We start from the raw sequence: 15,955 nt of genomic DNA, 5'->3' as shown, positions 1-15,955 counted from the left end.
GGCTAGTGCCGGCCGCTGGCCGGCGCCCCGCCGGAACCGGCGCCTCCCCCTGAAAACGAAAACCCCGGGCATGCCCGGGGTTTTTTGATCGCATCCGGGCGGCCTGCAGGCCGTTACCGACGCTTCTTGCGGACGTAGAGCACCAGCGAGTGCTCTTCCAGCTCGTAGCCATGGTCGGCCGCGATCTTGCGCTGCAGCTCCTCGATCTCATGGCTTTCGAACTCGATGATCTTGCCACTGTCGACATCGACCATGTGGTCGTGGTGGCCACCGCGGTCCAGCTCGTAGACGGCCTGGCCACCTTCGAAATTGTGCTTCAGCACCAGGCCGGCGGCCTCGAACTGGGTCAGCACCCGGTACACCGTGGCCAGGCCGATCTCATCCCCGTGCTCCAGGAGCTGGCGGTAGATGTCTTCGGCGGTCATGTGGTGACTGGCATTGCGCTGCTCGAGCAGCGCCAGGATCCGCATACGCGGATGGGTCACCTTCAGGCCGACTTTGCGCAGGTCGTGGGTTTCCATACTTCTCCGTTCATTGGCGATTTAGCGCCAGCTGCCTCGGATTGGGTCGCGGCGACACGTCAGGAGTGTATCATCGACTCGATTTCCCCAAACGCCATTCCCCGATGCGCAATCTCCTGCTGGTCGCCGCCGTTGCCCTGTCCACCACGGGCTGCGGCATCATTTACAAGCAACCCATCTATCAGGGCAACCTGATCCGGGAGCAGGCCGTCGGTCAGCTGCAGGTGGGCCAGAGCAAGCAGCAGGTCAGTGCCCTGCTCGGCACGCCCTCCGTCGCGGACCCGTTCCACGCCCAGCGCTGGGACTACACCGCCAGCCAGCGCGTGAACCGCGTGGGCAAGACGGACGTGAAGAACTTCACCGTCTACTTCGAGAACGACGCGGTCACCCGCTGGGACGGCGAGTACTTCGCCAGCGATGATGCCCAGCTGGCCCGCAGCACGGTGCGCCAGTTCGGCCGCAACCTGCCCAAGGACAAGAAGAAGCGCGGCCGCTGAGGCCTGACTTCTTCACTCAGCCGCCGGCGCGTGCGCGCCGGCGGCGGTTGTCTTTCGGGTCGGCCAGCAGCGGACGCAGCAGCTCGACCCGGTCGCCCTCGCGCAGCACCTGATCCGGCTTGGCCAGCAGGCCGTGCACGGCCACTGCCGGGCATTGCGCGCTGCCGTCAATGGCGGCCACGGCGATGGCCTGGGCGATCGTAGTGCCTTCGGGCAGCGACAGCACCCGCGACGCGGCCCGATCGGGCCAGGCCAGCACCACCTCGACGGTGATCATGGCTCAGTCCTGGGCGTCGGCGACGCGGACGAAATCATTCACCATGCGGTCGGCCAGGCCCTGGAAGCCCAGCGCCAGGGCCGGACCGAGCAGGCGTGAGGTCGGCTCGAACTCCAGCGTCAGCGTGACCTTGCAGGCGTCCTCGGCCAGCGCATGGAATTCCCAGCGCCCGTGCAGGCGCTTGAACGGCCCGTCCTTGAGCTGCATATCGATGCTGTGCGGGCGCTGCAGCGTGTTCTCGGTCATGAACCAGGTCGAGAACGACCCAAAGCCCAGATCCAGGCGCGCAACCAGGCGGTCCGGGCCGGACTCCAGGATCTGCGAGGCCGAACACCAGCGGAAGCGGCGCGGATAGGCGTCAATATCATTGACCAGGTCGAACATGCGGGCAGCCGAATGTTCGACCAGGGCACTACGTCGGATAGTTGGCATGCGATACAGATGTCTGATGAATCGACCGGGCGTGCCCGAATCGGAGACAATAGGGAAATGAGCAAGAACAGCGGCAAGGATAAAGCAAAGGACGCGACGGCCAACAAAACCATCGCGCTCAACAAGCGTGCCCGTCACGAGTACCACATCGAAGATCGCTTCGAAGCCGGCCTGGCCCTGCAGGGCTGGGAGGTGAAGTCGATCCGCGCCGGGCGCGGCAACATCATCGATGCCTACGCCTATGTGCGTGATGGCGAGATCTACCTGATCGGTGCGCAGATCACCCCGTTGATCCAGGCCTCTTCACACATGGTGGCCAACGACCGTCGCGAGCGGAAGCTGCTTCTGCATCGCAGCGAGATCGACAAGCTGATCGGCAAGGTGCAGCGCGATGGCTACACGATCGTGCCCACCGCGATGTACTGGAGCAAGAACAAGATCAAGCTCGAGATCGCGCTGGCCAAGGGCAAGCAGACCCACGACAAGCGCGATGCCGAGAAGGACCGCGACTGGGCGCGCGAGAAGTCGCGCACGATGCGCCGGCACAACCGCGACGCGTGATGACGCGCACGGTGCCCGCAGCGGGCATCCAGCCGGCCAGCGCCGAGGACACCCGCGCGGTGTTCGCTGGTCTGCTGGCCTTCAACCAGGCCGCCAGTGGCGACGCCCTGGACGACCAGCCGGTCAACCGCGTGATCCACGACGCCGCCGGCCAGGTGGTGGCCGGGATCGCCGCCGATGTCTGCGGGGGCTGGCTGATGGTGCATGCGCTGTGGGTCGACGACACCCGTCGCGGCGAAGGCCTGGGCCAGGCGCTGCTGGCCGATGCCGAACAACAGGCGCGCACGCTCGGCGCACACGCCGTGACGCTGGATACCTTCTCCTGGCAGGCCGAGGGCTTCTATCTCAAGCAGGGCTATGAGGTGTTCGGCCGGCTGCAGGCGTTTCCGCCCGGGCATCAGCGCCTGTACCTGCGCAAGCCGCTCTGACTCTCCGGGTCAGACCGTCTCGGCATCCCCGTCCGGGCAATAGGCGTCATGCAGCGCCGCCAGCACACCCAGTGCCGGGGAGTCGGCCAACGCATAGAAAATCGTCTGCGCCTCGCGCCGCGTGGTCACCAACGCCATCCCACGCAGGACGGCCAGGTGCTGGGACAGCGCCGACAGGCCCAGTCCACTGAGCGGCTGCAGCTCCCCTACAGACGCCTCGCCTTCTACCAACCGACACAGCACCCGCAGCCGCGCGGGGTGCGCCAGCGCCTTGAGCAGCGCGGCGGCTTGGCCAGCTTGGGCGGCCATCTCCGCAGCGCGGGAGGCTGAAGGCGGGTGTCTGGTCGGATTTGAGTCACGCATGGCTTGCACTTTACCTGAGACATCCCTAATTTAGATTTATCTAAATTAAAGGACAGGCCCATGCCATATCAGTACCGTCCTGCCACCGCGGGCTATCAGCCATGACACCTTACTGGGTGACCCCTTTGGCTGGCGGGGTGTTGATCGGCCTTGCCGCCACCGCACTGCTCTGGCTCAACGGCCGCATCGCTGGCATCAGCGGCATCACCGCGGGCGCCTTGTTCCCGAAACGTGGCGAGACGGCGTGGCGCTATGCATTTCTGCTGGGGTTGATCGCGGCGGGTGCACTTGCGCTGCACTGGCTGCCCTCCGCCGCGCCCTCACGCACGGGCTTTGCGCCGGTACTGCTGATCGCAGGCGGCCTGCTGGTGGGCTTTGGCACCCGGCTGGGCGGCGGCTGCACCAGCGGCCATGGCGTCTGCGGCTTGGGTCGCCTGTCCTTGCGTTCGCTGGTCGCCGTAGGGGTGTTCATGGTCACCGCGATACTGACCACCTTCATCGTGCGCCATCTCGCGGGGATCGCATGAGCCGACAGATCCTCGTCGCGCTCGGTGCGGGCGCTCTGTTCGGTCTCGGCCTGGCCGTCTCGGGCATGACCGATCCGCTGCGCATCCTCGGTTTCCTGGATATCACCGGCGCGTTCGACCCGTCGCTGCTGTTCGTGCTCGGCGGCGCCGTCGCCACCACCGCGCTGCTGTTCCGGTTCGTGCTGCGCGCGCCGCGGCCGCGCCTGGCCGATCAGTTCCATCTCAGCGAAAGCCAACGGATCGACACCCGCCTGCTCGGCGGCGCAGCGTTGTTCGGCATCGGCTGGGGCTTGGCGGGCTATTGCCCCGGGCCGGCGCTGGTCGGTCTCGGCTACGGGGCCCACGAAGCCCTTTGGTTCGTGCCGGCGATGCTCGTTGGCATGGCAGTGCACAGGGGTGGGAACGTCAGACTCAGCGCGCGTCGTCCACCTGATACGGTCGCATCTCCACCGGCGGCGGGTCCACGCCGTGCTTCTGGCGGTACAACGCATTGAGATGCAGATTCAGATGCAGCGCCTCGGCCTCGGCCAGCAGGCGCTGCTCGCCGCTCAGCCGCGCCCCCAGCATCATCTCCCGGTGCAGCGCCGTGGTGAGATCGCCACGCATCTCGGCCACGCGGGATATCGCGTAGGCCTCGGGAATCCCTGCCGCATGGGTACCCGCCTTCCAGGACGACAGCAGGCTCAGCGCGAACAGATCGCCTTCCGCGCCGGCGGCCAGCAGACGACTTTCGGCCTTCGGGTCCACGCCCAACCGCCGCGCATCGCGCATCGTTGCCGCCACCGTGTCGCCTGCCAGTGCCGCTTGGTCGAGCTCGGCATCGGAGGCCTGCTGATAGCGGGTCCACTGCGCGCCATTGGGAAAGCCGTGCTGGTCGAGCCAGCGCCGCTCCTCCGGGTGACCGCTGCTGAAGGGATCGTGGTCGATATCCAGGCCGTCCCGCGAGCGGGGGAGATCGGGGAAAGGATGGGGCGGTCTGGTCGAGGCGGTCGGCGCCGCTTCAACCGAAGGCGTGGCCGCCTGTCCGCTCGGTTTCGCCGCCTGCTCTGCCCCGGCCGGCGCCTGCGCACCCGACGTCGACCGCCAAACGCTGGCTGCCCCGAGCATTGCCGCCGCCAGCATCGCCATTGCGATCCATACCTGCCTCTTCAACGCGCCATCCTTGTCTGTAACCACTCTTCCGGGGCCGGATTGTAGTCCGCCGGTGCGCCAGGGCGCCCGCCCCGCCTGACCCGCGGACGCCAGCGGGATAACGATCTTTCCCCGCCAACCCCGCACAACTGTCAGAATCCCCGCATTGATACGGAAAGGATCCGCGCGTGACTCTTGAAACTACCCCGGCACCCGCACAGGCGGCGGACGAACTGACCACCCTGCGCGCCGACGTGGCGGCGCTGGAGTTCATCTTTGACGAACTCGCCCGCGCCATGGACCCGGCCGCGCTGCTCAAGGTGCTGACCTACCTGATCCGCAACGCCAAGCGCGTCGCCTCGGAAACCCAGAGCTACGACAGCCTGGAGCACCGCCGCCTGGTCGCCCAGGTGGAATCGCTGATGGCCCGGGTTGAGCCGCAGGCCAAGAAGCAGGCGATGACCGTGCGCAACGAGCACAATCGCCTGAAAAAGGAAAAGGCCCGCCACAAGGCTGACAGCCGCCGCCAGCTGCAGAAGTAAGGCGCAGAGGGCCAAGGTGACTGTTCAGCTGGATTGGAGTAGCATCCACTCCGTCAAGTAGAGTTCCGGTGCTTTTTTCCGGATGAAGTGCGGTTCTTGAAGAAACCGGGGGTGCATTGGTTTCGACGGGGGTTGTGAAGTTACTTGGTGCATGCCGAGGGGGCAGCTTTCCTCGTTAATCCAGCAGCAAACTTTTAGTTGCCAACGACGACAACTACGGTTCGAACGACTTCGCAATCGCTGCCTAAAAACAGCTTTAGCGTTTAGTTCTACAGCCGCCTTAGGCGAACCCCCGAACCTACTTGTGCCCGTGCTCGTAGATGTAGGGTCATTATCACGGAACCGGTTGTGATGGCTGCCTGTCAGTCACGACTTAACTAAAGCAGGCTGGTCCTGGGGTGCGCTTTGCACACCGTGCTGCCACAGGATGAGATTCAACGGTGAGCTAAGCATGTAGTACCGGGGATGGAGTGCCTTCGGACGGCGGTTCAATTCCGCCCACCTCCACCATTAGACGGTCCCACAAGGACCACAGAAAGCCGGAACCTCCCGTCAAACAAGGGGTTCCGGCTTTTTTGTTGTCCGGGGTTGTCCGGCCTGTTCCGTTGCAGCCTATGACCGACGCTGCCCTTCGTCGCACCAAGCCTGCCGACAAGCCACAGAAGCTTGCTGATGGCGGCGGCCTGCTCCTCCTGATCACTGTTGCAGGCGCCAAGAGCTGGCGCTGGAAGTAACGCGTCGCCGGCAAGGTGAAGCTGCTGACGCTCGGCCCCTACCCCGACGCCAGCCTGGCGAAAGCCAGAGAGGCACGAGAGGACGCGCGGCAACTGCTGGTCAGTGGCGTGGACCCTAGCGAGCACCGCAAGGCCGCGACTGCCACCCGTGCCGTGGCTGACGGCGAGAGGTTCGAGGTCATCACCCGGGAGTGGCTCGCTGGCCGACCGTGGGTGCCGGCCACGGCAAGAAAGTGATTGCCTGGTCCGAGAAGGACGTGTCCCCTTGCGTCGGCGCTCGGCGCGCCGGGGACCTGAAGGCTTCAGATGTCCTGCAGATGGCCCGGCGGATGGAGGCCCTGGCTGCTTTCGAATTAGCTCACCGAGTGATGCAGAACTGCGGGGAGATCATGCGATACGCCGTGGCCACTGACAGGGCCGCCCGGAATCCGTCAGCTCATCTGCCACCTCCACCGCCGGATCGCCGGCATGATGCCCTTGCCTATCAGCGAGACCAGAGTGTTGTAGATGTCATAGTTGACGATGTTGGTGTTGATACCACGCTCGCCGATGCTGCAGACCTTCTTGACGGGCACGTAGGTCAGTGCCCTGAACTCGGTTTTAGGTGAGGTTCTTGTTCTGCGGAAGGACGCAGATGGAAAGCTGGGAACCAGCGTTGGCTTGTGCCTCGGGCATTGCCGTATCTCCTCGCGATGGGCGAACAAAAGCCCGCCACGGGGCGGGGTTCAGGAAAAAACAAAAGGCCCGCAGAAAGCGGACCTTTTGAGGACAAATGGAAGCACTGGGATGGTCGCGAGTGCTTACTTCATGGGCTTGACCTGCTTGATCTCATATTCAAAGGACAAGTCCTTTGTTGTGTGGTCCAGCACAACACGCTCGCCTTCGATCAATTCCTTCGGGCCGCGAACAAAATAAGAACCAAAGTCCTTGTCTCCGGATAGCACAAGCTTGCCGTCGTCGGCGCGGCTGATACTCACCGATGACTCCGCTTGGGAGTAGCCATCGAAATAGCGGCCCGAAAAGCCAACCCAAGACTCAAGCGTGGACGGAGTACTGACGAGGTCTGCAGTGAGGGAGATGATGGCGTCGCTGTGCGGATCATTGCCGCCGAGGAAACGCAAGGTCAGTAGGTAGTTCATGTGATCCCCTGATTGGTCGAGCAAAATTGCCCTGTAACCACTTGGGGATGGAATCGGACTTTCACAAGCTCTTTACTACTTCGCGGGACTAAGCTTCGCCGCCACCAGCTGCATCGCTTGCGGTCGGGTGAACCCAGCTTCCACGTACGCCAGGAAATCTGAGCGGACGAAAGGCGCCTGCCCGCGGTTGAAGGCTTCCAACAAACGCCGATTGCGGCGCATCCGATCAACGGCATCGCGCAACGCCTGCAACTCGCCCTCGGTGGGCGGCGCGGCGCTCCGCACTAGATGGAGCGAGGGTCGGTTGGTCACGTCTAAATTCCAAACATCTTTTCCGCCTGCGTTGGTTCACGGCAGATGTCGTCGACAAGTCTTTTATGGATACCCAGCAATTCATCCAGCAAATTTTTCAGTCGCACACGCGCTTCTGAAATTTGCTTATCCATGCTCTTGAGCTTGTCTGCTTCCCGCTTCTCTTCAGCCAGCGCCTTCCTCTGCGCCTCAAGCAAATCGAGTTGACCGGTGTACCTAATGAGTTCAATCGCCTTTTCAAGGGCAGACCAAGCACGATCAACATAATCTTGCAATGGCCTACTGAATTTACGCAATCTTTGCAAATCACTTCAAACCGCATTTAGCAATCCCTGCCCTTCCGAAGCGCAGGCCGCAGGTAACTCAATCTGGCTCAACTCATTAAACTTAGCTCTAACGTCGGCGAGGGAAACCATTACGAACTCAATTTCGGTGTATTCCACGGTGATCCTAGCAATCAAATCCTCGCCATGGAACGGTTACAGGCTGCATGACCCGCTGCGGACCCTGGATAATGCTCGACGTTCAGGGCCTCCGTTCCACCCACATGCCAGCGGAGATCGTGTCCTCGGCGAAGGCGGCGATGATCTGATCGGTGATGCGCGTGCCCACCATGATCCCTTGCTCTCTCGGCGCCGCGCACGCGCCAGCGCGCCCGCGTCTGGAATCGGGCTGGCTCCCGGCGCGGCAGCTAGCCCGCGCGGTCATCGGAATAAGTCGCCCGGCCCGCGGTCCAGCTCCTCCTGATCTGAGGTCGGTCTGGCGAGGAGCCGGGCAAAGGTGGTGGGATGACGTGGAGTCGAAACACGCGAGTCGTAGACGCCGGATTTACAATCCGGCCCAGAGCCCATCTGGCAATTCACCCCGCATTTAGAGCCGATCACCACCGCTGAATAGGCAGATTGGCCCGGGGTCATGGACGCAGCCCAGTTTCCGCCTGAGAATGGATGTGCCGACCCCTGTCGCCTCACGGCGAGGATGGTGGGCCTGGTCGCACGGCGGTCGATCGGTGTAGGGGTCCCGGAAACGCAGAAGCCCCAGCGCAGGGCCGGGGCTTGATGGTCAATTCCTGACAATCGCGCATTTATTGCATCTATCTGTGCAAATTTTCAAGAACAATAATCGTTGATGTAGACGTGGGGATCGCCACCACCCAAGTTCACATCGATGCCGGTCGCTCGATATCCCTTCGGATGCTCGTCTGCCCAAGCGTTAAACAATGGCCGCCAGTTCGCATCCCGAGGCAGACCCGAACGCTTAAGAAAATCAGGGAGGATCAGCTTCAACGTCTTGCGGTCGTCGTGCTGTTGCCACTCACCTTCCGGTACGTCATCGATCCATCCGAAATTCACCATGCGCTCCACTGTGTCATGCGGCGATCCTGCCGCCCATGAAGTCTACCCCGCGCTGCAGCTCGCGGCGGTACTGCCAGATGGACAGCTCCCCGCCTTACTGCTCGGCCACCATTCGGGCCTTCACCGCCTGGTTGACACCGTGAACTCGGTCCGCAGGATCAGTGCCCGCAGCGGGTACTGCCGGTGCATCGACGCCACGGCGCGATTGACCCAGCGAAGTTCGTCGGGCGTGCCGGTGTCCACCGCAATCTCCGGGTTGTCGTGGGGGTGATCAGCGCCGTTGGCGGAACGGATGGGGCTGACGGCCCACATCGGCAGCATGCTCATCCCCTCGACACCTGAGCGTGCAGCCATGAAACGCCTCCGCCCCGCCACATCCCTGCCCACCAGCTCCCGCGTCAGCGGTGCATGGTCCCGAACCTTGTCCAGGACGTGCACGCTCCGGTCGGCGCGGCTCAGCGCGAAACGGTTCACCTGGGCGTGGCCCCAGCGGCGTAGTCGTTCGGTCAGCGGATCGTCATTGCGCATCGCGCAAGCCCTCGAGTACAGCAGCGTCGAATCGGAACACGGGCAAGCGCCCGTCGGTGTCGCAGCTGCCTTGCCGCGCGGTGAAGGCCTTGCAGTGGTAGCCGTCGGTGCCCTGCTGACGGAACTGGCAGGCCCAGCACCGGCCATGCCGGCGCAGTTGAAGCCGGTACCGCTTGCGCAGCCGCAGGTTGCCGTCGCGCTTGTACCGCTCTGCCTCGGGAGTCACATAATCATCGCGGTCGAGAACGTGGCACCCTTCCGCTTGATCACGCGGGTCGCCCAGTAGCGGTTTGCGCTGATGGGATATAGCAGTGTGAGGTGAATCATCGGGCGGCCTCCTTCAGCTGCAGCCGGGACAGAGCTACGTCGAGTGCGGCCAGCTCGTCCATCTTTATGGATGCGCCACATGAACTTCTCGCCATGCCAGCCATTGTTGCTACCCTGATGGCAGTCCTTGCAAAGCGCCACGGTGAAGTGCCGGCCCTGCTTTATGTGATGGGCATCGCTAGGGGCTGGACCATCGCAGACACTGCAGGCCAGCAGCTTCACCGCTCCGGACATGGCGTTCCTCCGCTGCGGTGAGCGCCTTGGACTTTTTGGTCCTCATCGGCGCCACCCGAGCGGTAGAATCCGCAAAACCACAGGAGGTAACGAATGACACAAGGACGCACAGACCGCGACTGGATTATCGTTGCTGTCATGACGTTTGGAGCCGGGGCGTTGCTTTCGTGGGCGCTCACAACGAACGACGGGGCTTGGCCCGAACTCACCGTCGAGCAAGGCGCGGCGTGGGTCCAGGCAATCGGCAGCATCATTGCAATTTTTGTCGCTATCGCAATCCCGGCAATGCAGCGGTGGTCGGACAAGAAAGCTCGTGAGAAGGAAAAAAGGTCTCAGCAGGTCATTACCGCAGGCGCGATCCAGCCTACGATCGACGCGCTTCGTCGCAGGGCGAGTTTTCTCAAGGAATCCGTAGAGGAAGGAAGAACGGTTGATTGGCTCAAAGGTTCGATCCCCGAGAACGCGTTCGATGCTCCAAGCACCTTGGATAAGTTCCACTCTTCCTTCCACTTGCTCGACGGAACTGGCGAGCTTGCGAACCGTTTCGTTGCGAGCCTGTACTGGCTTCAACAAGGCATGCATGCAATCCACAAACGATCTTTCGGCCCGGAGCTTCGCCGGCAGATCAGAAGGGATTGCGATAACACTATCGAGCTCGCGCAGAACCTTGCCGAAGAGCTGGCGGCTACCTGCGGTCGTCCTGACCGTCGCATCCGTAAGGACAAGCATTGAATTCACGCTGCCCTCCGGTTCTGCACGGCCATGTCCCAGAACTCTGCGCGCACGCAATCGAGCATGATGTCGCCGCGCTCGGCGATGGCGTCCATTCGCTGCCGCTGGGCGATGGTCGGGTTTCCAGTTGAGCGTCTGCGCTTCATGCCACGCGCCCTGACGTTAGAATCGGCGACATAGGAAGGGAGCACTTATGAAGCAAGGACGTAACGACAGAGATTCGACCGTTGTAGCCATCATGGCATTCGCCGCAGGCGCGTTTCTTGTGTGGGCATTGTTGAGCGGCCATCCACCGAGCAAGATCAAGCCCACCGGCGATTTGCCGGCTTGGGTCCAGGCGATCGGTAGCATCTTAGCAATTGTCGTCGCCATAGTTGTTCCGTGGCGGCTTGCTGTCCAAGCGCGAGCTGACCTCCGTGAGCGAGATTTGCGCGACAGGACGGAGCGGATGGAGGATCGAGCAGCGAGAGCACAGAGCTATGCTTTCGTTATGCTGCCGCAGGTCGATCAGATCCGAGGGCAAATCCTTGCTGCGCAGCGGCGCTGGATGCGAAATCCTTTCGGCGAAGAGGACATCATTGAACTCCTCACGATCCCTGATGGCATTACCGAGATGCTCCTGCAGATGCACGAGGTATCCCGTGCCGGCAATGAGATTCGATCTGTGATTGTTGCTGTGAATGACCTGAGAAGAGAGGTCTCGTACTTCAGTGACTATTACCGAAACGGCGGCGAGTACCGAGACCATGAGAATGTACTCCAGGAAGAAATGAAGGAACCCGACGATGTCTCGAAGAGCTTTGGGCATGCATTGGCTAAAGTTGCAAAAGCCCGGATAGCACTTACAGCAATTCTCAGCAGCCGTTGAATGCAGAAGCGCCATTAATGACCTGCCGTCTTTCGAATGATGGATTCCACAGCTTCACGTCTCTCTGCGGGCATGCAGCCGTCGCCGTTACGGCCGTCCCACAGTTAGTTCCAGCGGCCCTCGTCCATGTCGACTAAGTTCAGCGACTCGGTCTCGGTGCGGGCCAGCCTCCCGATGCCAGGCAGGTCACACTCGACGGCCTCGCAGCCGATGCCGGACTCCTCCTGCAGCTTCTTCAGGGCATCTTGCTGGGACAGGCCCGTGAACATCTCGACGTTGTCTGCCAGCCAGCCGGAGAGGACGTGCGCTTTGCGGTAGAGCATCGGATTACGGTCTTGGCGCAGCGTCGCGCGCAGCAGCAGGCCGGTGCCGAACTTGCGCTCGCGCAGCGACAGCTGGTCCACCGGGTGCGCCGGCACTAGGGCACCGATCAGCTCGCAAGTTTCCGGATCCACCAACTGCCGCACCTCAATGTTCATATCCCTGTTGCGCAGCTTCCTCTTTGCCTTGGCCAGCGCGGTCGTGTTCATTCATCGTCTCCGGCTGCTCGATCGCGGCTGCTACGGCAGCGGCAGATCGAACTCGTCCTCTCCCCCGGCGGCGGCCGCGATCGCCTTGGCCGTGTAGTTGGGTGGCGTCCCGGTGTAGTCGTGGAAGGAGCTGCACTGCAGTCGGTGCTGTAGGTGGCAGGTGGCTGTCTCGCCCTAGCGGTTCTTCGCCACGATCAGTTCGGAGATCCCCGGGGCGCCGCAGGCATCCTTGGTGTAGTAGTCGTCCCGGTAAAGGGAGGCGACCACGTCGGCGTCCTGCTCGATGGCGCCCGACTCGCGCAGATTGGCCATGCCGGGGCGCTTGTCGGTCTTCGTCTCCAACCCACGATTGAGGTGGGACAGCGCCATCACCGGGCAGTTTAGATCCTTGGCCAGCCGCTTCAGCTGCCGCGAGATGTATACACGTCCGCCGTGCGGCTCTCGGACTTGGCCTTGCCAGTGAGCGGCTGCAGATAGTCCACAACCAGGCTGCCCGCCACCTTGGCGTGCATGCGCGACCCACGGGGAGCCAGCGCGTCCACGGACAGCAAGCCGCAATCGTCGATCACCAGCGGCAGCGCTTGTAGATATGCGCGGGCCACCGATGTAACGCGGCGGCTGAAGATCGACGCGCACGCAGCGTTCGACCCGATGTGGGAATCGAGGTCCATGAAGCAAAAGCAGGCGCACGCCTGGCCCGGAAAGCGGTTGGGCCTGCCCCACCGTGACTGCCACATCGGCTGGATGAGCGATGAGGACCTGCGCTGGGTTGTCGAAATCTGAGAAGGAGCAGCAGCCTGACCAGCATCCACGCACAGACCGTGTTAGACGCCCCCACCGCGCGGCAGAAGGACGCCGAGGCAGAGCAGCTGGCCGCCTAAGTCGCTGTCTTCCGAAAGACCGGCGGCAAGGTCCAGGTAGTCGGTAACACCGGCATCAACGAGAAGGGCATCAGCCGCCGGCAGGTGGTCGAGGGTGGCGCGGAGCGGCGGAAGTCCGCGAAGGCAGGCAAGCCGTGAGCCGCCGCCCCGTTGTCCGCCGCTCGCCGACGAAGAACACCGGCTTCTCCTGGGGCAGGTTCCGCATGGGCCCGCCCGGCATCGTCGTGTACCGCCTGTTCCGCCGCGACCACGCCGGCGCCCTGCACTTCATCGGCCTGAACTTCTACCGCCGCGACACCCCTCGGGACATGGCGATCGCGCTGCGCGCCTCCTGCCACCGCCTGCGCGACCAGGTGGATTGGATCGATTTGGTGGCATTGGGGCTGGGGGCGTAATCAAACCCGCCTTCAGATCATCTGAGGTTCGAGGCGCCTTCTGCCGCCGTGCCTAGAACCTCTACCCGGAACTCCGAAATGAAGCCGGGTGCAAGTTCTGCTGTGAATTGGAGCAGCTCTTGAAGGGATTTAAGGGCGTGGGGTCGACCGCTATAGCTGAACGTCGTTGCAAACCCAGACGCGATGGGCGGGGCCGTATGAACACTTTCGACAATATGGGTGGCCAGCTGGTTAATGTCCCGGCTGAGACTGATAACTGTGGCGGCGTCGGCACCCAAGCTATCTCGGAGATTGTGCAGATGCTCCTGCATGCTTTCCGCGCTTGGGAGAAGAGAATCCATTAGTGGAGTAATCGCTGTCGCTACACGGCGCCAGTTGGTCGTCTTCTCGCCGGAGTCGTCGATCACACTTTTGAGCGTCTGCGCGTAATAAGTCACTCGTGCTTCAAGTGCCGTGACCTCGTGAAGCAGAAGACGACCGATGATCCGAGCGTGAGCCTCTCGGGCCTGTACCGCCTCGCCATGTTGCTGCTCCGCGATCCGTTTCGCTTCTTCTGCGATTCCGGCTGCTCGTTCAGAGGTCTTGTAAGCCATGACTGCAACCACTGTCGTCGCCAGCGTGGCGAGTCCGCCCACGGCGACGGCCATCCAATCGGCCAAGTTTCCCACTTCGTCCGCAAGCGGACAGAACTCGATTCCCATAACCCCTCCCTGTTGGAGCGTATTCTGCCGTGACTGCATCCATCCCAACGACCGTGCCTATGCGCTGGAGCGCGCCTTTTGCCGCCGCAGTCGCCCAAGGGCTGCGACGCAGCCTGGTTGCGCGAGCATCCCCACGGCCCGCGCATCCGAGCCCCCCCCCACGCCGACCACGAGGCCAGAGCCCTGAAAGTCGGCAGCGTGACCGTCTACTCGATCCTGCGGGACTGAGTGAAAGGCCAGCTCACCGCGATTGAGATCGGCATACTGACCTTCGAGGCGGCGTTCCTGTCGCACAACCTGCTTCCTAGCGGCGAGACCGTGATTGAAAACGTGCAGCAGCAGAAGCTGTTGCCGCGGGAGGTGGACCGTGGCTAAACCGAATTCGCTAACCGACGGGGGACGCCTTTTTTTGGGCGTCCACCCAAGCTTGTCGGTCCTGACCCGCAGTCAAACGAAGTATCTCGGCAAGCCTTATGCCGCCTTTCGATTCATCTTCCACCTTAAGGTTCAGCCATTTGCAGAGTTCTTTGCGCAGTCCAAGCAAGCTCTCGCATACCTCTTCGTACCAAGCAACATCGCCAGCAAGGTTGTATATAACGCCCGCCTCAGGAACCAGAAGAAAGCCTCGCCGTTGCTCCGCAGCTGCGACACTGGACACAGCCTGAGCAATCGCAGTCCGGACCTTTGGCGGAACAAATTCACTGAATGCAATCAATTCCACCGCGGATCGTGGATTGAGCATCTGAACGCACTTATTGACCTGCTCGTATTCCCAAGAGGTAACAACTTTGTTCGCCGTGGTCGGCACTCGAACAGCTGCCCGGAGATGAAGCTCCTGCACGAGGAGGTCATCGACGGCAACCATACCCAGCAATTTGGCTTGCCCTCTCCGCGAATGGTAGTTCAACGCCACAGGAAGAATGCCCACCAACAACGCGACCACGACAGCGATGAAGGTCGCGACCGCGGAGAGTGCTGCCCAGTCAAGGCGACAGGTCGGTGCCCAGGAAATGCAAGGAACCATCACTTCTGCAGCGATCATCGGACCATCTCCATATGGGTGCGGCGGCATTGTGCCATGGAGGTTACCAATGGCTGACGGTCCTAAGATCACCTTCGGCGATGCGCTCAGGCGAGCCGCCCTTGAGCTTGCCGGTATGTCCGGCGTGGATCTGGCCAAAGCAGGGCCTAAGACCGTTCGCCTATGGCAGGCGCGGGGCTTGGCCCTGCACCACCTCGCCGCCGGCGACATGGATGAAGCCGTGAAGGTGATGGCCAACCTAATCCGCGGTGCTTTATGAGCCTGGGTGGAGTCTGCCTAGAACTCGATCTCGAAGTCAGGACCGACTGCTTTGACCTCTCTCAGGCGTTCGTCGGCGTAATTGGCGGCTGCGATCGGGTCGTCAGACGCAGCTTCATCAAGGGCATGAACGTATGCCTCCCCCGCCCGGTTCGTCACCGTGATTGTTCCGACCCACTTGGCGGCAACCCCCATCTTTTCGGAACCAGACCACAGTTTGTAGCCGTCGAGCTCTCGGTCCATGTTCGTGACGTCCATTCTCTGGAGGATGGCCGATGGTAGACAAACTGCACTGCAAAGCAAATCAGCCACACATTAATGCGAAGGAGATCAGATGACCAGCAACGTGCAACCGTTCACCCCGCGCCGCCTGCTCCGCAGAAGCGAGGTCCAGGACCGGGTCGGCCTGTCGAAATCGACCCTCTATTCGCGCATTTCGGTCGGATCGTTCCCGAAACCGGTCACCTTGGGGAGCTCGGTTCGGTGGGTGGAATCCGAGGTCGAGGCGTGGATTTCAGAGCGCGTTTCGGAGCGCGATCATGCAAACGAAACTAGGGGTACGGCTGGGGGTACAGACCCCGCTTCCGGCGCTCCGCCCCTTGCCGCATAAAGCTCGACGGTGGAAGGCAGAGCCCACCTC

33 protein-coding genes, 1 tRNA gene, 1 other RNA gene and 2 pseudogenes are annotated in these 15,955 nt (G+C 62.3%); 17 read left to right on the top strand and 20 right to left on the bottom strand.

What is annotated here, in order from left to right; all coding sequences use genetic code 11:
- Positions 1 to 113: 113 nt before the first annotated feature.
- Entirely contained in the window at positions 114 to 521 is a 408-nt protein-coding gene (gene fur, locus AC06E9_RS12825; protein WP_070470227.1) for a ferric iron uptake transcriptional regulator, read from the bottom strand.
- Positions 522 to 625: 104 nt separating this feature from the next.
- On the opposite strand from fur, the gene AC06E9_RS12820 reads away from it, so the two are divergent.
- Positions 626 to 1,018, top strand: a complete 393-nt coding sequence (locus AC06E9_RS12820) for an outer membrane protein assembly factor BamE (protein WP_121042056.1) — start codon at positions 626 to 628, stop codon at positions 1,016 to 1,018.
- A gap of 16 nt (positions 1,019 to 1,034) precedes the next feature.
- On the opposite strand, the gene AC06E9_RS12815 is transcribed toward AC06E9_RS12820, so the two are convergent.
- Together AC06E9_RS12815 and AC06E9_RS12810 are read right to left on the bottom strand one after the other, a co-directional pair.
- Positions 1,035 to 1,295, bottom strand: coding sequence for an RnfH family protein (locus AC06E9_RS12815; RefSeq protein ID WP_121042054.1), 261 nt, complete (start codon positions 1,293 to 1,295; stop codon positions 1,035 to 1,037).
- A 3-nt stretch (positions 1,296 to 1,298) separates the two neighbouring features.
- Entirely contained in the window at positions 1,299 to 1,727 is a 429-nt protein-coding gene (locus AC06E9_RS12810; RefSeq protein ID WP_026069778.1) for a type II toxin-antitoxin system RatA family toxin, read from the bottom strand.
- 57 nt (positions 1,728 to 1,784) lie between these two features.
- Here AC06E9_RS12810 and smpB point away from each other — a divergent pair, with 57 nt between their 5' ends.
- Complete coding sequence (gene smpB, locus AC06E9_RS12805) at positions 1,785 to 2,288, top strand: SsrA-binding protein SmpB (protein WP_088433158.1); 504 nt, start codon at positions 1,785 to 1,787, stop codon at positions 2,286 to 2,288.
- Entirely contained in the window at positions 2,288 to 2,716 is a 429-nt protein-coding gene (locus tag AC06E9_RS12800) for a GNAT family N-acetyltransferase (RefSeq protein WP_282259351.1), read from the top strand. Before smpB ends, AC06E9_RS12800 begins: the two co-directional genes overlap by 1 nt.
- 9 nt (positions 2,717 to 2,725) lie before the next feature.
- On the opposite strand, the gene AC06E9_RS12795 is transcribed toward AC06E9_RS12800, so the two are convergent.
- The gene (locus AC06E9_RS12795; RefSeq protein ID WP_282259355.1) at positions 2,726 to 3,025 is read right to left on the bottom strand and encodes an ArsR/SmtB family transcription factor; all 300 of its coding nucleotides are present in this window, start codon (positions 3,023 to 3,025) and stop codon (positions 2,726 to 2,728) included.
- 155 nt (positions 3,026 to 3,180) lie between these two features.
- On the opposite strand from AC06E9_RS12795, the gene AC06E9_RS12790 reads away from it, so the two are divergent.
- Both AC06E9_RS12790 and AC06E9_RS12785 read left to right on the top strand, forming a co-directional pair.
- Positions 3,181 to 3,606, top strand: coding sequence for a YeeE/YedE family protein (locus tag AC06E9_RS12790; RefSeq protein WP_259260385.1), 426 nt, complete (start codon positions 3,181 to 3,183; stop codon positions 3,604 to 3,606).
- A pseudogene (locus AC06E9_RS12785) lies at positions 3,603 to 3,998 on the top strand (DUF6691 family protein); the annotation flags it as partial. The gene AC06E9_RS12790 and the pseudogene AC06E9_RS12785, both read left to right, overlap by 4 nt.
- Positions 3,999 to 4,017: 19 nt before the next feature.
- Here the strand turns inward: AC06E9_RS12785 and AC06E9_RS12780 are convergent.
- Entirely contained in the window at positions 4,018 to 4,734 is a 717-nt protein-coding gene (locus AC06E9_RS12780; RefSeq protein ID WP_282259361.1) for a hypothetical protein, read from the bottom strand.
- Positions 4,735 to 4,925: 191 nt separating this feature from the next.
- Between AC06E9_RS12780 and AC06E9_RS12775 the strand changes: the two genes are divergently transcribed.
- The 5 genes and pseudogenes from AC06E9_RS12775 to AC06E9_RS12755 form a co-directional block, all read left to right on the top strand.
- Positions 4,926 to 5,279 carry a hypothetical protein gene (locus tag AC06E9_RS12775; RefSeq protein WP_123729003.1) on the top strand — a complete coding sequence of 118 codons (354 nt, stop codon included), beginning with the start codon at positions 4,926 to 4,928 and terminating at the stop codon, positions 5,277 to 5,279.
- Between the two features lie 107 nt (positions 5,280 to 5,386).
- Positions 5,387 to 5,789: a transfer-messenger RNA gene (gene ssrA / locus AC06E9_RS12770) on the top strand.
- Between the two features lie 104 nt (positions 5,790 to 5,893).
- Complete coding sequence (locus AC06E9_RS12765; protein WP_336619081.1) at positions 5,894 to 6,013, top strand: integrase arm-type DNA-binding domain-containing protein; 120 nt, start codon at positions 5,894 to 5,896, stop codon at positions 6,011 to 6,013.
- A gap of 15 nt (positions 6,014 to 6,028) precedes the next feature.
- Positions 6,029 to 6,250, top strand: a complete 222-nt coding sequence (locus AC06E9_RS12760; protein WP_478056177.1) for an integrase arm-type DNA-binding domain-containing protein — start codon at positions 6,029 to 6,031, stop codon at positions 6,248 to 6,250.
- Positions 6,205 to 6,396 (top strand): annotated as a pseudogene (locus AC06E9_RS12755) (phage integrase central domain-containing protein); the annotation flags it as partial. The gene AC06E9_RS12760 and the pseudogene AC06E9_RS12755, both read left to right, overlap by 46 nt.
- A gap of 48 nt (positions 6,397 to 6,444) precedes the next feature.
- On the opposite strand, the gene AC06E9_RS12750 reads toward AC06E9_RS12755, so the two are convergent.
- From AC06E9_RS12750 to AC06E9_RS12715, 8 genes are all read right to left on the bottom strand, one after another.
- A complete protein-coding gene (locus tag AC06E9_RS12750; RefSeq protein WP_282259624.1) occupies positions 6,445 to 6,588 on the bottom strand; it encodes a hypothetical protein in 144 nt (47 codons plus the stop codon).
- A 225-nt stretch (positions 6,589 to 6,813) separates the two neighbouring features.
- Complete coding sequence (locus tag AC06E9_RS12745; protein WP_282259623.1) at positions 6,814 to 7,152, bottom strand: hypothetical protein; 339 nt, start codon at positions 7,150 to 7,152, stop codon at positions 6,814 to 6,816.
- 75 nt (positions 7,153 to 7,227) lie between these two features.
- Positions 7,228 to 7,464 (bottom strand): hypothetical protein, encoded by a 237-nt coding sequence (locus tag AC06E9_RS12740; RefSeq protein ID WP_478056176.1) that lies wholly within the window; start codon positions 7,462 to 7,464, stop codon positions 7,228 to 7,230.
- Positions 7,465 to 7,466: 2 nt separating this feature from the next.
- The gene (locus AC06E9_RS12735) at positions 7,467 to 7,760 is read right to left on the bottom strand and encodes a hypothetical protein (RefSeq protein WP_282259621.1); all 294 of its coding nucleotides are present in this window, start codon (positions 7,758 to 7,760) and stop codon (positions 7,467 to 7,469) included.
- 485 nt (positions 7,761 to 8,245) lie between these two features.
- Positions 8,246 to 8,330: transfer RNA gene (locus tag AC06E9_RS12730), tRNA-Tyr, on the bottom strand.
- A 243-nt stretch (positions 8,331 to 8,573) separates the two neighbouring features.
- Complete coding sequence (locus AC06E9_RS12725) at positions 8,574 to 8,816, bottom strand: hypothetical protein (protein WP_282259619.1); 243 nt, start codon at positions 8,814 to 8,816, stop codon at positions 8,574 to 8,576.
- A 123-nt stretch (positions 8,817 to 8,939) separates the two neighbouring features.
- Complete coding sequence (locus AC06E9_RS12720; RefSeq protein ID WP_282259618.1) at positions 8,940 to 9,347, bottom strand: hypothetical protein; 408 nt, start codon at positions 9,345 to 9,347, stop codon at positions 8,940 to 8,942.
- Complete coding sequence (locus AC06E9_RS12715; protein WP_282259616.1) at positions 9,337 to 9,573, bottom strand: hypothetical protein; 237 nt, start codon at positions 9,571 to 9,573, stop codon at positions 9,337 to 9,339. The genes AC06E9_RS12720 and AC06E9_RS12715 overlap by 11 nt, the downstream gene beginning before the upstream one ends.
- 428 nt (positions 9,574 to 10,001) lie before the next feature.
- On the opposite strand from AC06E9_RS12715, the gene AC06E9_RS12710 reads away from it, so the two are divergent.
- Positions 10,002 to 10,640: a hypothetical protein gene (locus AC06E9_RS12710; protein ID WP_478056175.1), complete on the top strand. Its 639-nt coding sequence runs from the start codon at positions 10,002 to 10,004 to the stop codon at positions 10,638 to 10,640.
- A 2-nt stretch (positions 10,641 to 10,642) separates the two neighbouring features.
- Here AC06E9_RS12710 and AC06E9_RS12705 read toward each other — a convergent pair whose 3' ends face one another.
- Positions 10,643 to 10,786, bottom strand: a complete 144-nt coding sequence (locus AC06E9_RS12705; RefSeq protein ID WP_478056174.1) for a hypothetical protein — start codon at positions 10,784 to 10,786, stop codon at positions 10,643 to 10,645.
- A gap of 47 nt (positions 10,787 to 10,833) precedes the next feature.
- Between AC06E9_RS12705 and AC06E9_RS12700 the strand changes: the two genes are divergently transcribed.
- On the top strand, positions 10,834 to 11,508 hold the full coding sequence (locus AC06E9_RS12700) for a hypothetical protein (RefSeq protein ID WP_478056173.1): 675 nt from the start codon (positions 10,834 to 10,836) through the stop codon (positions 11,506 to 11,508).
- Between the two features lie 104 nt (positions 11,509 to 11,612).
- Here AC06E9_RS12700 and AC06E9_RS12695 read toward each other — a convergent pair whose 3' ends face one another.
- From AC06E9_RS12695 to AC06E9_RS12685, 3 genes are all read right to left on the bottom strand, one after another.
- Complete coding sequence (locus tag AC06E9_RS12695; RefSeq protein ID WP_282259606.1) at positions 11,613 to 12,038, bottom strand: hypothetical protein; 426 nt, start codon at positions 12,036 to 12,038, stop codon at positions 11,613 to 11,615.
- A gap of 174 nt (positions 12,039 to 12,212) precedes the next feature.
- Complete coding sequence (locus AC06E9_RS12690) at positions 12,213 to 12,407, bottom strand: DnaB-like helicase C-terminal domain-containing protein (protein WP_478056172.1); 195 nt, start codon at positions 12,405 to 12,407, stop codon at positions 12,213 to 12,215.
- A gap of 32 nt (positions 12,408 to 12,439) precedes the next feature.
- Positions 12,440 to 12,709 carry a hypothetical protein gene (locus AC06E9_RS12685; protein ID WP_478056202.1) on the bottom strand — a complete coding sequence of 90 codons (270 nt, stop codon included), beginning with the start codon at positions 12,707 to 12,709 and terminating at the stop codon, positions 12,440 to 12,442.
- Between AC06E9_RS12685 and AC06E9_RS12680 the strand changes: the two genes are divergently transcribed.
- Together AC06E9_RS12680 and AC06E9_RS12675 are read left to right on the top strand one after the other, a co-directional pair.
- Positions 12,690 to 12,821 carry a hypothetical protein gene (locus tag AC06E9_RS12680; protein ID WP_478056200.1) on the top strand — a complete coding sequence of 44 codons (132 nt, stop codon included), beginning with the start codon at positions 12,690 to 12,692 and terminating at the stop codon, positions 12,819 to 12,821. The two genes, AC06E9_RS12685 and AC06E9_RS12680, sit on opposite strands and share 20 nt — an antisense overlap.
- Positions 12,822 to 13,053: 232 nt before the next feature.
- The gene (locus tag AC06E9_RS12675; RefSeq protein ID WP_478056171.1) at positions 13,054 to 13,314 is read left to right on the top strand and encodes a hypothetical protein; all 261 of its coding nucleotides are present in this window, start codon (positions 13,054 to 13,056) and stop codon (positions 13,312 to 13,314) included.
- A gap of 17 nt (positions 13,315 to 13,331) precedes the next feature.
- Here the strand turns inward: AC06E9_RS12675 and AC06E9_RS12670 are convergent, their stop codons facing one another.
- The gene (locus AC06E9_RS12670; protein ID WP_478056170.1) at positions 13,332 to 14,015 is read right to left on the bottom strand and encodes a hypothetical protein; all 684 of its coding nucleotides are present in this window, start codon (positions 14,013 to 14,015) and stop codon (positions 13,332 to 13,334) included.
- 228 nt (positions 14,016 to 14,243) lie between these two features.
- On the opposite strand from AC06E9_RS12670, the gene AC06E9_RS12665 reads away from it, so the two are divergent.
- Positions 14,244 to 14,390: a hypothetical protein gene (locus AC06E9_RS12665; RefSeq protein WP_478056169.1), complete on the top strand. Its 147-nt coding sequence runs from the start codon at positions 14,244 to 14,246 to the stop codon at positions 14,388 to 14,390.
- 10 nt (positions 14,391 to 14,400) lie between these two features.
- On the opposite strand, the gene AC06E9_RS12660 is transcribed toward AC06E9_RS12665, so the two are convergent.
- Positions 14,401 to 15,057 (bottom strand): hypothetical protein, encoded by a 657-nt coding sequence (locus AC06E9_RS12660; RefSeq protein WP_478056168.1) that lies wholly within the window; start codon positions 15,055 to 15,057, stop codon positions 14,401 to 14,403.
- A gap of 49 nt (positions 15,058 to 15,106) precedes the next feature.
- Here AC06E9_RS12660 and AC06E9_RS12655 point away from each other — a divergent pair, with 49 nt between their 5' ends.
- Positions 15,107 to 15,316, top strand: coding sequence for a hypothetical protein (locus AC06E9_RS12655; protein WP_282259595.1), 210 nt, complete (start codon positions 15,107 to 15,109; stop codon positions 15,314 to 15,316).
- A 17-nt stretch (positions 15,317 to 15,333) separates the two neighbouring features.
- Here the strand turns inward: AC06E9_RS12655 and AC06E9_RS12650 are convergent, their stop codons facing one another.
- Positions 15,334 to 15,558 (bottom strand): hypothetical protein, encoded by a 225-nt coding sequence (locus tag AC06E9_RS12650; protein ID WP_282259593.1) that lies wholly within the window; start codon positions 15,556 to 15,558, stop codon positions 15,334 to 15,336.
- Between the two features lie 91 nt (positions 15,559 to 15,649).
- Here AC06E9_RS12650 and AC06E9_RS12645 point away from each other — a divergent pair, with 91 nt between their 5' ends.
- Entirely contained in the window at positions 15,650 to 15,925 is a 276-nt protein-coding gene (locus tag AC06E9_RS12645) for a helix-turn-helix transcriptional regulator (RefSeq protein ID WP_478056167.1), read from the top strand.
- Positions 15,926 to 15,955 lie beyond the last annotated feature (30 nt).

This window comes from Stenotrophomonas sp. Steno-Z10-BAI (assembly GCF_056393115.1).
Note: the sequence above shows the minus strand (reverse complement) of the source record. Positions and strands in the feature narration are given on the sequence as shown.

Coding starts and splice junctions, on each gene's coding strand:
- AC06E9_RS12815 (WP_121042054.1), bottom strand. CDS start 1,295: ATGATCACCGTCGAGGTGGTGCTGGCCTGGCCCGATCGGGCCGCGTCG.
- AC06E9_RS12670 (WP_478056170.1), bottom strand. CDS start 14,015: ATGGGAATCGAGTTCTGTCCGCTTGCGGACGAAGTGGGAAACTTGGCC.
- AC06E9_RS12655 (WP_282259595.1), top strand. CDS start 15,107: ATGGCTGACGGTCCTAAGATCACCTTCGGCGATGCGCTCAGGCGAGCC.
- AC06E9_RS12680 (WP_478056200.1), top strand. CDS start 12,690: ATGTGGGAATCGAGGTCCATGAAGCAAAAGCAGGCGCACGCCTGGCCC.
- smpB (WP_088433158.1), top strand. CDS start 1,785: ATGAGCAAGAACAGCGGCAAGGATAAAGCAAAGGACGCGACGGCCAAC.
- AC06E9_RS12780 (WP_282259361.1), bottom strand. CDS start 4,734: ATGGCGATGCTGGCGGCGGCAATGCTCGGGGCAGCCAGCGTTTGGCGG.
- AC06E9_RS12690 (WP_478056172.1), bottom strand. CDS start 12,407: ATGGCGCTGTCCCACCTCAATCGTGGGTTGGAGACGAAGACCGACAAG.
- AC06E9_RS12765 (WP_336619081.1), top strand. CDS start 5,894: ATGACCGACGCTGCCCTTCGTCGCACCAAGCCTGCCGACAAGCCACAG.
- AC06E9_RS12790 (WP_259260385.1), top strand. CDS start 3,181: ATGACACCTTACTGGGTGACCCCTTTGGCTGGCGGGGTGTTGATCGGC.
- AC06E9_RS12795 (WP_282259355.1), bottom strand. CDS start 3,025: ATGGCCGCCCAAGCTGGCCAAGCCGCCGCGCTGCTCAAGGCGCTGGCG.
- AC06E9_RS12650 (WP_282259593.1), bottom strand. CDS start 15,558: ATGGACCGAGAGCTCGACGGCTACAAACTGTGGTCTGGTTCCGAAAAG.
- AC06E9_RS12695 (WP_282259606.1), bottom strand. CDS start 12,038: ATGAACACGACCGCGCTGGCCAAGGCAAAGAGGAAGCTGCGCAACAGG.
- AC06E9_RS12800 (WP_282259351.1), top strand. CDS start 2,288: ATGACGCGCACGGTGCCCGCAGCGGGCATCCAGCCGGCCAGCGCCGAG.
- AC06E9_RS12685 (WP_478056202.1), bottom strand. CDS start 12,709: ATGGACCTCGATTCCCACATCGGGTCGAACGCTGCGTGCGCGTCGATC.
- AC06E9_RS12820 (WP_121042056.1), top strand. CDS start 626: ATGCGCAATCTCCTGCTGGTCGCCGCCGTTGCCCTGTCCACCACGGGC.
- AC06E9_RS12700 (WP_478056173.1), top strand. CDS start 10,834: ATGAAGCAAGGACGTAACGACAGAGATTCGACCGTTGTAGCCATCATG.
- fur (WP_070470227.1), bottom strand. CDS start 521: ATGGAAACCCACGACCTGCGCAAAGTCGGCCTGAAGGTGACCCATCCG.
- AC06E9_RS12810 (WP_026069778.1), bottom strand. CDS start 1,727: ATGCCAACTATCCGACGTAGTGCCCTGGTCGAACATTCGGCTGCCCGC.
- AC06E9_RS12720 (WP_282259618.1), bottom strand. CDS start 9,347: ATGCGCAATGACGATCCGCTGACCGAACGACTACGCCGCTGGGGCCAC.
- AC06E9_RS12645 (WP_478056167.1), top strand. CDS start 15,650: ATGACCAGCAACGTGCAACCGTTCACCCCGCGCCGCCTGCTCCGCAGA.
- AC06E9_RS12660 (WP_478056168.1), bottom strand. CDS start 15,057: ATGATCGCTGCAGAAGTGATGGTTCCTTGCATTTCCTGGGCACCGACC.
- AC06E9_RS12745 (WP_282259623.1), bottom strand. CDS start 7,152: ATGAACTACCTACTGACCTTGCGTTTCCTCGGCGGCAATGATCCGCAC.
- AC06E9_RS12710 (WP_478056175.1), top strand. CDS start 10,002: ATGACACAAGGACGCACAGACCGCGACTGGATTATCGTTGCTGTCATG.
- AC06E9_RS12705 (WP_478056174.1), bottom strand. CDS start 10,786: ATGAAGCGCAGACGCTCAACTGGAAACCCGACCATCGCCCAGCGGCAG.